This window comes from Psychrobacter sp. C 20.9, assembly GCF_001921765.1.
GTDB classification, from domain to species: Bacteria; Pseudomonadota; Gammaproteobacteria; order Pseudomonadales; family Moraxellaceae; genus Psychrobacter; species Psychrobacter piscatorii_B.
On sequence record NZ_MRYC01000017.1, the window covers coordinates 54555 to 67856 of the forward strand.

At 44.2% G+C, this 13302-nt stretch carries 8 protein-coding genes; 7 read left to right on the plus strand and 1 reads right to left on the minus strand.

Annotated elements, in window-relative coordinates:
• The first annotated feature begins 189 nt into the window (after nt 1-189).
• The 7 genes from ahcY to BTW00_RS11305 all read left to right on the plus strand — a co-directional run bounded on the left by ahcY (nt 190) and on the right by BTW00_RS11305 (nt 12595).
• Nucleotides 190-1614: an adenosylhomocysteinase gene (gene ahcY, locus BTW00_RS11275; protein WP_075107487.1), complete on the plus strand. Its 1425-nt coding sequence runs from the start codon at nt 190-192 to the stop codon at nt 1612-1614.
• Between the two features lie 13 nt (nt 1615-1627).
• A complete protein-coding gene (gene metF, locus BTW00_RS11280; protein WP_058025018.1) occupies nt 1628-2476 on the plus strand; it encodes a methylenetetrahydrofolate reductase [NAD(P)H] in 849 nt (282 codons plus the stop codon).
• Nucleotides 2477-2773: 297 nt separating this feature from the next.
• Nucleotides 2774-3640 carry a 16S rRNA (uracil(1498)-N(3))-methyltransferase gene (locus BTW00_RS11285; RefSeq protein ID WP_075107488.1) on the plus strand — a complete coding sequence of 289 codons (867 nt, stop codon included), beginning with the start codon at nt 2774-2776 and terminating at the stop codon, nt 3638-3640.
• Nucleotides 3641-3799: 159 nt separating this feature from the next.
• Complete coding sequence (locus BTW00_RS11290) at nt 3800-5512, plus strand: GGDEF domain-containing phosphodiesterase (RefSeq protein ID WP_075107489.1); 1713 nt, start codon at nt 3800-3802, stop codon at nt 5510-5512.
• Nucleotides 5513-6006: 494 nt separating this feature from the next.
• Nucleotides 6007-7800: an acyl-CoA dehydrogenase C-terminal domain-containing protein gene (locus BTW00_RS11295; RefSeq protein ID WP_075107490.1), complete on the plus strand. Its 1794-nt coding sequence runs from the start codon at nt 6007-6009 to the stop codon at nt 7798-7800.
• Between the two features lie 329 nt (nt 7801-8129).
• Entirely contained in the window at nt 8130-9914 is a 1785-nt protein-coding gene (locus BTW00_RS11300) for an acyl-CoA dehydrogenase C-terminal domain-containing protein (protein WP_075107491.1), read from the plus strand.
• A 233-nt stretch (nt 9915-10147) separates the two neighbouring features.
• On the plus strand, nt 10148-12595 hold the full coding sequence (locus tag BTW00_RS11305) for a site-specific recombinase (RefSeq protein WP_075107492.1): 2448 nt from the start codon (nt 10148-10150) through the stop codon (nt 12593-12595).
• A gap of 401 nt (nt 12596-12996) precedes the next feature.
• Here BTW00_RS11305 and BTW00_RS11310 read toward each other — a convergent pair.
• A partial coding sequence (locus tag BTW00_RS11310; RefSeq protein WP_143506602.1) for a transposase occupies nt 12997-13302 on the minus strand: 306 nt, incomplete at its 5' end.

The window sequence follows — 13302 nt, forward strand, 5'->3', positions numbered from 1 at the left end:
TAACGACCTCCGAGAGGTGTTGCGCCATAATGACGGATGGCGGTGTTTATGTTGAAGCACTTGCTATTCAACCCTTATGTTAGGCTCGGTTAACTGTTGGCTACCTATTCTTGGTCATCAACAGCGCAAATAACGGCACCTGCGTTTTTATTCTTTTTATCATTCTTTAACCACTGATAGGAGCATATTATGGACGCAGTGTCTACTACACCCTCTGCCCATACGATCGATCCCTTTTTCACTGACTATAAAGTTGCTGACATCAGCCTTGCTGATTATGGCCGCCGTGAAATAACCCTTGCCGAAGCCGAAATGCCTGCCCTAATGGGCTTGCGTCGTCGCTACGAAGCAGACCAGCCATTAAAAGGCGCGAAAATCGCTGGCTGTATCCACATGACCATTCAAACTGCCGTACTTATCGAAACGCTAGTCGCGCTAGGTGCTGAAGTACGCTGGACCTCATGTAACATTTTCTCAACTCAGGATCATGCTGCTGCGGCTATCGCTGCTGCTGGTATCTCTGTTTATGCTTGGAAAGGCGAAACAGAAGAAGAGTATGAATGGTGCCTACGCCAGCAAGTACATGTTGGCGGCGAAGCGTCAGGCCAGCTGTGGGATGCCAACTTAATCTTGGATGATGGTGGTGATTTGACCGCTCTGATTCATGATGAATATGCTGAGCTTCTTGACAATATCCATGGTATCTCAGAAGAAACCACCACTGGTGTACACCGTTTGGTTGAGATGTTGAACAAAGGCACACTAAAGGTGCCTGCTATCAACGTCAACGACGCGGTTACCAAATCTAAAAACGACAACAAGTACGGCTGTCGTCATAGCTTAAATGATGCTATCAAACGTGCTACCGACATGTTCCTTGCTGGTCGCCGTGCTTTGGTTATCGGTTACGGCGATGTAGGTAAAGGCTCTACACAAAGCTTACGCCAAGAGGGCATGATTGTACGTGTCTCAGAAGTTGACCCTATCTGTGCCATGCAGGCATGTATGGACGGCTTTGAAGTATTATCACCATACATTGACGGTGACAACACTGGCGGTGCAGACAGCATCAACAAACGCTTGCTTGAAGACACTGACATGATCGTCACCACGACTGGTAACTATCACGTTTGTGACCGTCATATGCTAGCTGCCCTTAAGCCTGGTGCGGTTGTATGTAACATTGGTCACTTTGATACCGAAATCGACACACAGTTTATGCGTGATAACTGGCGCTGGGTTGAGATCAAACCACAAGTTCATCAAATTTTCCGCTCAGACGATGAAAACGATTATTTGATCTTGCTTGCTGAAGGTCGTCTAGTGAACTTAGGTAATGCTACTGGTCACCCATCACGCGTCATGGACGGCTCATTTGCCAACCAAGTCTTGGCTCAAATGTATCTGTTCGAAGAGAAGTTCGCTGATCTGCCGACTGATGAGCGCTTTGATAACTTATACGTAAAAGTATTGCCTAAGAAGTTGGACGAAGAAGTGGCCGCTGCGATGGTTGCAGGCTTTAACGGTACATTGACTAAGCTGACCCAAAAGCAAGCTGAATATTTGGGTGTGCCTGTCGAAGGTCCATTCAAACCTGACACTTATAAATACTAAAAGGAGCCTGACTGTGAGTAAGCCTGCTTTCTCCTTTGAGTTCTTTCCTGCAAAAACCGAGCAAGGTCACGAAAAGCTTCTTAGCACTTATGATGAGCTAAATAAGTTGTCACCGGCGTATTTTTCGGTGACCTACGGTGCGGGCGGGTCAACTCGTAGCCGTACCTTAGACATCGTACAAGCACTAAGCGCGCGCAGTGAGACTGAAATTGCGCCGCATATGTCTTGTATCGGCGATGACAAAGCGCAAATCGCTGAGTTACTTGAGTTTTATAAAAGCTTAGGCATCAGACGTCTTGTCGCACTACGTGGCGATTTGCCATCCGGTCAGGTGGGTATGGGTGAGCTGCCATTTGCAGTAGATTTGGTCAAGTTCATTCGTGAGCACTCAGGCGATCACTTCCATATCGAAGTGGCGGCCTATCCTGAGATGCATCCACAAGCGCGTAGCTTTGAGTTTGATGTTGACAACTTGGTGAATAAGTACCGCGCTGGTGCCAATGCATCAATTACGCAGTTCTTTTATAATGCAGACAGCTATCTGTATTTGCGTGACACGTTAGAGAAACGCGGTATCGATACCATTGCCCAACCATTGGTAGCTGGCATCATGCCGATCACCAACTCTAGTAACCTGATACGCTTTGCTGATAGCTGCGGCGCTGATATTCCGCGTTACGTGCGCAAGCGATTGGCGGATTTTGGCGATGACAGCAAATCTATTCGCGAGTTTGGTTTTGATGTGGTGTATCGCTTATGTGAGCGCTTAATGAGCGAAGGCGTGCCAGCCATGCATTTTTATAGCATGAACAAAGTTGAGCCAAATAAACGCTTGGTTGAAGCATTAGGACTTACTGTTTAATACTTGATAATCTTGATAATTAAGCAAGTATATAATGAATTTATAACTAACTGGCGCTCTTCGGAGTGCCAGTTTTTTTATTGGAAAATTTTATCTACTGGACATTCATGTATCAAAAAACACATTTCATCTTAATGTATTTCTTAAATTTTTCTTACTATATGATAATGTCGTTTATCCGTTGAGCGCTGTTATCTGGCAGTAATTATCATAAAAGGAATGCCTTTCGTGGCATCAAGTGATATTCTATTGGGTCAATAATAACTGCTCACAATCAAATAATAGGAATAAGACCAAGTGCGACGTTTTTTTTATGCCATTAATAACGACAATACTGATGCTATGCCTTTACCTAAGCTGGGTGACCTACCTCTAGGGAGCCACGTTGAGTTGCCAGACAGCATCGTCCATCATTGGTGCCGAGTGCTGCGTGCAAATATCGGTGATCAAGGTATCTTGTTCGATGGATTTGGTGGTGAATATAAGGTAGAGCTAAAAGCAATCAGTAAAAAAAACGCGACGGCTACCCTCCTCACTCATCTAAAGGATGATCGTACGGCGCCTATTATTAGTAAAATCGGCTTAGTAATGAGTCGCGGCGAGCGTATGGATTATGCGGTACAAAAAGCAACCGAGCTTGGCGTCACGGCTATTCAACTGCTTAGTAGTCATCATGGCGAGGTCAATCTAAAACCTGCACAAATCGAGAAAAAACTGGCTCACTGGCAACAAGTCGCTATAGCAGCCTGCGAGCAATGCGGCCTGAATCGCCCACCTCTGATACTTGCCCCACTATCTATCAATGAATGGCTGAATCAACCTGCGTCTGATGCCTTGAATATAGCAACAATGGTCAGTCCTATCGTCTCTATACTCAGCCAAGACACTTATTATCAAGTGCTACGTAGCGCTGCAAATCTACGTATGCAGATGAGTGTGCCAGCAGCAGGACAACCTGCAAAACCCGAGAAACTGGCCTCAGTTCTCAAGCAAGAGTCTCCCTATATTGAACTATTGATTGGTCCTGAAGGAGGTCTCAGTGACGATGAGTGTCAAAAGGCCGAATCTGTAGGTTTTATGCCTTGGCAAATTGGCAGTAGGGTATTACGTACAGAGACAGCACCCGTGGTTGCATTGACTACTTTACTCGCTTTGTATGGTTAAAATCAGTATTATTAATGAGATTTACTATCATTTATAGACACTTTAAAATAGAACTTTGTTTTATATTCTGTAGAATTAAAAGTAATCTTAGTCCTAATTTAGTAAAGTGAATCACAGTACTTATTCTTTATAAGCCTTTATTTTTTGTGAGTCATTATTATGAGCAACTTTGACCCCATTCCAGTATCGATTAAACAGCAACTCATGGCCCAACTGTGTGAGCAGATCGAAGATGCTATTTTTGTGCTAGACAGTAATTTACGCTATCTATCTGTCAATGCCAGCTATGAGCTTATGATTGGCTATAAAGAATCCTTTTTGGTCGGTCGTCCACTCGGTATTTACGCGGCTGAATTTTTGTCAGAAGAAGAGCAGCTTATCCTAAAAGAGATTAAGGATAATTTAAGAGAGTCAGGTTTCTACGAGTTGGATTTTTCCATGGCCAATCGCTATGGTGAGACGATCGATTGCCAAATCACCTATCGTAAAATTTGTATCGATCAAGCTGTCTATCATGTGGGTATGCTACGCGACATGTCTGCCGTCGTTAAAGATCAAAAGCAGGTTGCTCATTTACTCAACTACGATCAACTCACTGGATTGCCCAATCGCAAAGTGTTTTTGAGTCAGGCCAGTGACGTTTTATTAGACACCTATCAAGAAGTCGTGATTGTACGTCTCAATATAGACCGCTATCGCAATCTGGCAAGCTTGCTGGGATCTGAGGGAATAAACACTTTAATACAGAAATTTGTGAAACGTATCAAAGAGCTCCATTTAGAGCATTTACGCTGCTTTTCCCACTTTGGCGGGGATGACTTTGCGTTATTGTTTGAGTGTCAAGATGGCAATATGGTACGTCATCAGCTAGATACGCTCATGCAAATGTGCGAGATACCCTTCACAATGAATGGAAACGCGGCCACAGATGCAAATATCTACTGCCATATTTCTGTAGGCGTCAGTTACTTTCCCAAAAATGATGCTCAGGTAACAGGATTGTTGAGCAAAGCAGAAAAAGCCTTACAGTATGTCAAACAACACGGCGGCGATGATATCCGTTGGTATGACAAAACGATTGAGGAAGCCACTTCAGGTAGCCTACAGTTAGAAGCCGATCTGAGAGCAGCATCGGCTGAAGGACAGTTCATACCGTATTATCAACCAAAATTCTTATTGGATACGGGGATTATCACAGGGTTTGAAGCACTAGTTCGCTGGCAACATCCCACTCGCGGTCTACTAAAACCAAAACATTTTATCGATGCTATTTTGACCCATAAGCTCTCGTTTGAGCTGTTTTCACAGATGGCTAACAAGATTGCCCATCAGTTATCTGAATGGCAACAGCAAGGGTTTTGTCAGCATATCTGTATCAATGCCGATGCGGCCGAATTTAGTCATCCTGAATTTTTTGACATGGTGAGCGGCCTATTGGTACAGCACAATATTGCGGCGTGTCAGTTGCATATCGAAGTGACTGAATCCTCTTTGATTCAGCGCCATGATGATGTCAGAAAACAACTCAACTCTCTCAAAGAATTGGGCGTCCGTCTTGCCTTAGATGATTTTGGTACGGGCTATGCATCCTTGAGTTATCTGCAAGAATACCCCTTTGACTTTATCAAAATTGATAAAAGTTTTATCTCAAAAATTGATACCGACCGTACTCAGCATGCCATTGTAAAAGCCATTCTAGACTTGGCAGATGCTCTAGACATGCATGTGGTGGCAGAAGGTATAGAAACCGAACAGCAGCGCGATGTGTTGCTGAACATGGGTTGCAAAAACGGTCAAGGCTATTGGTTTGGCAAACCTGTGCCCGCTGATGTGGCCACTGAGATGCTGGTCAAACAGTATGCCACCGAATAGCTCTTGTTTTCTGGGTATCATAAAACCGCTTATTGGCGCCTTTGACTCTAAAGCGGTTTTTCTTTATGTGAACGTTATTTTTATGATGAAAATTGGCTGATATAACTCTGAATCTTTGATCTGTCCTGTTGTATATCGGTCAATGTTTCATAGGGTTATTAATGATTCAGATTAAGGCCTAACGTTGATTGCACAATCGAAGCAAGACAGGTTCATGACTTATCAGTGCTTTCACCAAACTTGTATAATCGCTAATGAAAGCCTATCTTTTATAGTGAATTTGTTAGAGCACATTTAATCTTTCTTTGACTCTGACAATCACCACTCTTTTCAACACTATTTTATGTAATCGATAGCATGGTTGACCTGCTTCACTGTTTATCATTTATTTAGATTTCCAGACTGGCTAGGTAAGAATAACGCACTAGAGGATAGTGCGACCATGTGCTCATTGTTGGCTATGATCGGTTACATTCTAAAAAGGACAGGAAGTTATGCAATACAAAGCGCCCTTACGTGATATTCAGTTCGTGATGCATGAACTACTCGATAGTGAAAGCCATTATAAAACATTACCAGCGTTCCAAGAAGCTGACCGCGAGCTAATGGACAGCCTATTTGAAATGGCTGCAAGCTTTGCCGAAAACGAGCTATCACCTTTGAATCAAAGCGGCGATGCAGAAGGCTGTAAGTTTGACAATGGTAAGGTCACCACGCCAAAAGGCTTTAAAGAAGCTTATAAGCAGTACTGTGAGCTTGGCTTCCCTGCTTTATCTGCTGAAGAAGAGTTTGGTGGTCAAAACATGCCGTTTTCATTGTCTACTGTCATTAATGAAATGGTTGGTACCGCCAACTGGTCATTCTCTATGTATCCTGGCCTATCGCATGGCGCAATTCAAACCATCGAGCACCATGGCACTGATGAGCAAAAACAAACTTACCTAGAAAAAATGGTCACCGGCGAATGGTCAGGCACCATGTGCTTGACAGAAGCCCACGCGGGCTCTGACTTGGGTATTATCCGTACCAAAGCTGAGCCAAATGATGACGGCACTTATAGCATCACCGGTCAAAAAATCTTCATCTCAGCAGGCGAGCACGACCTCACCGACAACATCATTCATATCGTTCTAGCCCGTCTACCAGGCGCGCCTGCTGGCACCAAAGGCATCTCACTGTTTATCGTACCTAAAGTGTTGGTCAATGAAGACAACAGCCTTGGCGAAAACAACAACGTCGTCTGTGGCTCTATCGAGCACAAAATGGGTATCAAAGCGTCTGCGACTTGCGTGATGAACTTTGATGGTGCAAAAGGCTACTTGATTGGCCCAGAAAACCGCGGCCTACAGTGCATGTTTACCTTTATGAACGTCGCTCGTATCGGTACAGCAGTTCAAGGTTTGACTGCAGCAGAGTACGCGTTCCAAGGCTCATTAACCTATGCCAAAGATCGCTTAGCGATGCGCGCGCTATCAGGTGCTAAAGCGCCAGAAAAAGTCGCTGACCCAATCATCGTTCATCCAGCCGTTCGCAACATGCTGTTAACCGAAAAAGCCTTTGCTGAAGGCGGTCGCGCATTGGTTTATTACCTCTCACACTTTGCCGATACCGTTGCCAAAGGCGAAGGCGATGATCTTAAATTTGCTGACCAAATGCTGTCACTATTGACACCGATTGCTAAAGCTTTCTTGACTGAAACGGGGCTCGAAGCTGCCAATCACGGCGTCCAAGTGTATGGTGGTCATGGCTTTATCAGTGAATGGGGCATGGAGCAAAACGTCCGTGATACCCGTATTGCTTGCCTATACGAAGGAACCACTGAGATTCAAGCTCTTGATCTTCTTGGACGTAAAGTGCTGGGCTCGCAAGGCAAACTGCTTGCAAACTTTGTCAAAATTATCCACACATTCTGTGAAGAGAACAAAGAAAATGACGAGATGGGTCAGTTCATCCGCCCACTTGCCAAACATGTCAAAGAATGGGGTGATCTAACATCACGTATTGGGATGCAAGCCACTGAAAACCCAGACGCTGTTGGCGCTGCCGCGGTTGATTACATGTACTTTAGTGGTTATGTAACTTTGGCTTATTTATGGGCGCGTATGGCTTTGGTTGCTCAAACCGCTATTGCCGACGGCACTGGCGAAAAAGCATTCTATGATGCCAAGGTTAAAACGGCTCAGTTCTATTTCACTAAACTACTACCACGCACCACGACCTATGTACAGCGTATCAGCACAGGCGTTGAGCCATACATGAGCATGGATGTGGACCAGTTTGCTTTTTAATTAGCCCCAAATCCCTCTCATATCGTATTTTTATCGGCAACATACTTCGGTGTGTTGCCGATTTTTTTGGTATGGGTCTTACTGTGCTGATTATGATCGTTGATAGCAACCAGTCGCGTGCTTTTTATAAGTGGTTGCTCTGTCCAAAACCTACTCAATGACTGCAATAGTGGCTGCTAACTTTTGGTGCACGCACAATTCACGAAGAAATACACCCGCCTACAAGCTTATTTGTTAAACTTTGAACATGAATCGCTAAGGTTACATCAAGAGAACAGTTGATAATCTTAACAACTCCAATTTTATCTATTTAAACCAAAGGAATGTTTATGGCTGTTTATAACGCCCCTCTTAATGACATGCGTTTTATGTTAAATGATGTATTTAATGCGCCACAATTTTGGCAAAATAACGAAAACCTAGCTCATGTCGATATGGAAACCGTCGATATGATTTTAGAAGAAATGGCAAAACTGTCAAAAAACGTTTTGTTGCCTATCAACCGTAGTGGCGACGAAGAAGGTGCAACCTTTGAGGGTGATGGCGTTGTCACCACGCCTACTGGTTTTAAAGAAGCTTATAAGCAGTATGCCGAGTCAGGCTGGGTGGGCTTGAGTGGTAATGCTGAGTACGGCGGTCAAGGCTTCCCGAAAATGGTTACCATGCTGACCGAAGAGATGGTATTTACCGCCAACCAATCCTTTGCCCTCTACCCTAACCTAACCGTCGGTGCAACGCTGTGTCTGAATGCCGCTGCCTCTGAAGAACAAAAGCAGACTTACTTAGAAAAAATGTATAACGGTGAATGGTCTGGTACCATGTGCTTGACAGAGCCACATGCGGGTACGGATTTGGGTATCATCAAAACCAAAGCCGTGCCTAACGATGATGGCAGCTATGATATCTCTGGTACCAAAATCTTTATTACTGGTGGTGAGCATGATCTCACAGACAATATCATTCATTTAGTATTGGCAAAAACACCCAATGCCCCAGAAGGCTCAAAAGGTATCTCACTGTTTGTTGTGCCAAAATTCTTGGTCAATGAAGATGGTAGCTTGGGCGAGCGCAATACCTTGGCGGTTGGCTCTATCGAGCACAAAATGGGCATCAAAGCGTCTGCCACTTGCGTGATGAACTTTGATAACGCCAAAGGCTGGATGGTGGGCGCAGAAAACACCGGCTTATCTTCTATGTTTATCATGATGAACTATGAGCGTGTGACCATGGGTCTACAAGGCCTTGGTGGCTCTGAGCTGGCTTATCAAAACGCAGCATTATACGCCAACGACCGTGGTCAAGGCCGCAGCGATACGCAATTACAAAGTCCAGAAAAACCTGCCGATGCCATCATCCACCATGCAGATGTACGCCGTATGCTATTGAACGCCAAAGCCAACACTGAAGCTTCACGTTGCTTTGCGATGTATGTCGCCAAAAACCTAGACGAAGAAAAATTTAGTACTGACCCAGAGGCCGCTCAAGCCGCCGCTGCTCGTGTTGCCCTACTGACACCAGTGGCTAAAGCATTCTTGACTGATAAAGCGCTAGAAGCAACCGTTGATTGCCAGCAAGTCTTCGGTGGTCATGGCTATATCCGCGAATGGGGTATGGAGCAAATCGTTCGTGATACGCGTATTGCTCAGATTTATGAAGGTACCAACGGTATTCAGGCACTTGACTTATTAGGTCGTAAAGTGGCAAAAAATAACGGCAAATATGTCACACATTTCTTGGGTGAGATTCGTGATTTTGTTAACAATATGCAAGCGGATCATGGCATCAAGCAAGCCACTTTGGATGCGGCGGATACGATTGAAGAGCTCACTACAACGGTGCTGAACAATATTGGCGAACGCAAAAACGAAATCAATGGCTGTGCGGTTGACTACATGCATGCGTTTGGCTACCTTGCTTACTCATACATGTTTGCGTTGATGGTAGAAGCCGCCAACGGTAAAGAAGGCGATTTTTATACCAATAAAGCCAAGCTTGCAGATTACTTCGTTGGCCGTATCTTGCCACGTATCGATGCTCATGCACAGATGGTCAAAGCTGGTAGTGACCCGATGATGAACTTTGATCTTGACTACTTTGATGTACCAGCCAGCTAAATGCTCATCATGAAGACCCGATAAAACCATGAAAAAAGGACAGTTCAATGACTGTCCTTTTTTTTGGCAAAATAACTGCTAACAAAATAATTCACTATCGATGCGTGGTTACGATTAAAATAGCGCAAGATAAGGTGTCACTTAAGTGCCATAAAAAGCCATGATTCCTAACAATATCATGCGCAGTGTTAAATAATAAAAACGATTGAAACAACCACAATAAAGGGTGCGACGTGTCAGAATTAAAACGCATATTACAACAGATTACAGCCCTAAGTGATGTGCCCGATCCTGCGGTGCTCAAACGCTTGATCGAGGAACTACGAGTCAGTGACAAAGAACCTGCTTTAGCCAACCAAAACATTCAAACCCTTATTGACATTCTCCATCAACATCCAGAATACGGCGACGGACTCTCTAGCTTTGTCCTAAAATTGATTATCCAATATCGTCAAATCTCGCTATATACCGATACAGGTATTATGTCGGATCAAGGATTCTTTAATAGCTTAAGACGATTGGTCGGACATCGGTTTTTGCCGATACTCCCTCAAGATGACTCCGTCGTTGAACTGGTTGGTTACTTGTTTGATAAGCGTACTGATGAGCGCTGGCTTGCCAATATTGAGACAAAAAAATGGGACGAACTTGTGGAGCTTCTGAGGGTGGAAGAAAAACACCTAGATTTGGTTGCTACAGCAAAGAACAGTATTTTGAATGCAATTATTATTTTGTCTTATCGCATCAGCGGTCTTGGCTTACATCCTGATTTGATGGATTCTTATCCGCAGATGCTCAACTACTCTGCTTCTTTTGTTGCCCAAAACCAAGAAGCGGTGCTCTTTGTCAATCAATATAGACAAGCGCACGAGCTTGATACCTTAACCGACATTACCCCAGAGCAAGCCGTTGATCCAGCGCCATTGCTGGTTATGATTGAGCAATGCGAAGATATCGTTGCCACCATTCGCAAACGGATCTACAAAACAGGTATTTCTATTCGCTTGACCAATATGATGCTGCGCTTAGATCAAAGCTTACAGCGAGTGCGTATCTTGACAGAGCTTGTCACAGACGACCATCAAAAAAGAGATCGCGCCGTCATTGAGCTGATACAAACACTGATTACGACTGCCAATCGCCGCTATAGCATTGGCCACTTGATTGACAACAACACAAAACTGCTGTCACGTAAGGTCACTGAAAATGCCAGTCGCGTGGGTGAGCACTATATCAGCACCGATAAGTCTGGCTATCAAAAAATGTTCAAAAAAGCCTCTATTGGCGGTTTTGTCATTGCTTTTATGGCTACCATAAAAATACTGGCTTACCAATTGGCGCTCGCACCGATGGGGCGTGCATTTATTAACAGTATGATTTATGGCTTGGGCTTTGTGTTCATCCATGTTATTCGAGGAACTGTCGCTACCAAGCAACCAGCCATGACCGCCGCCGCTATTGCTTCTACTATATCTGAAGGCTCTGGCAAGAAGTCTCATCAGCTAAATAAGCTATCAGAGTTGGTCGTTGATATTTTACGTACTCAGTTCATCGCTATTATGGGCAACGTTATGTTAGCGATACCCGTTGCACTTATCATCTCTTTTTCTTGGTTACAGTACACAGGCGCACCGATGATTGGTACCGAAAAAGCAGGTCATTTACTTCATGACTTGGATCCGTTTCATTCATTAGCGCTCCCTCATGCTGCTATCGCTGGCGTGTATTTGTTCTTAGCGGGTTTGATCGCGGGTTATTACGACAATTTAGCAGTCTATAACAAAGTAGGTGCGCGTATTCAGCGCCATAGACTACTACAATACATACTGCCTGCGTCATGGCTTAAGCGTTTAGGCGGCTTCATAGAAGCGAATTTGGGCGCCATCATGGGTAACTTTTTATTCGGGGTTTTCTTAGGCAGTACGGCAACCATCGGCTACATATTCGGCTTACCAATTGATATTCGCCACATTGCTTTTGCTTCAGCGAACTTGGCACACGGATTGTTCAACATATCTGCTGATGACATCAGCTGGAGCCTCATTCTGATTTCTATATTGGGTGTGGCGCTTATTGGTATGGTCAACTTGATAGTCAGTTTTTCGCTGGCGTTATTTGTTGCTTTACGTTCAAAAGAAGTGCGTTTCTTTGAATGGAGTCGCCTCACAAAGCTAGTGTTTGGACATATCATTAGCCATCCTTCGGACTTTTTCTGGCCACGCGACAAGCCAATGAAATATGCACGCATCGATAGTCAAGGTCACATGATATTTGATGACACTTCAGCACAAAAAAATGGAAAAGCCATACCGAGCAATTATGTGGTACGCCGATTGTCTGATGTCAGAATATTACCTGAGTCTAAGCAAGCAGCAGCGCAAAACGCGGAAGCGAGTACAGACATATATTATGACAGTCAACCACAGGGCGATCACACCCAACCTCACAACTCTCCTAAGAAGGTTGTCAATCTTGATGATGGTCTGGCAGATGAAGAACTAAACAGCGTTCCTTATACCGACGATATCCAATATGACAAAGTCACCAAGACGCTCAACACGATCGATAATGATGATACTGTTGGTCACGAGTCAGATCATACGGATGCTGATGACAAGGCCACTGGCGATGCCAAAACACCTTTGCCAAAACCTAAAAAACCGCCAAAGCTGCCTGATTAAAAGGCTCACTTGGGCGGCTTTATGCTTGGTGAATTATTTAGATTAAAATCATTTGATATCAGGCCTAAAGCACTCACACAACTTAGCTAAAGCTTTTACACCTTAATCTTGAAAATATGGACGTAGAAGCGAAACTCTCGCACAGCTCAACAAACTTAGGATTCAAAAATCATCTAAAATAATGAGGAGCGGGCTCAATATGATATTGGGATAGATCACTAAACGAGGACAAGAATGAATATAGCCAGTCATAGCAAACTGGAAGAATCTATGAAGGACGTTGCATCAACCTCCCTTGTAAGACTCATCTATGTTAGTAGAGTTAATACCACCGATAGATCTGTATTTGAGCATATCCAAAGACACTCGCGAGACCATCCCAGATTCTGTGTAACTGCCATTTAGATTAAATGCCTGCTAATACGATCATCAAACATAATCATAAAGCGATTAAGGGCAGACGTCCAGTTACGAATCGGCATCGACCACTTTTTAGACGCCTGCTGGGTTGCTAGATAGACTACCTTAAACGCTGCCTGATCAGAGGGGAACACCTTACGCTTATTCACCGCCGTACGAATCACACTGTTTAGCGACTCAATAGCATTGGTGGTATAGATGGCTTTTCTGATGTCTTTAGGGTAGCCAAAGAACACCGTTAAGCCCTCCCAGTTATTACGCCAAGACTTGATGACATGCGGATACTT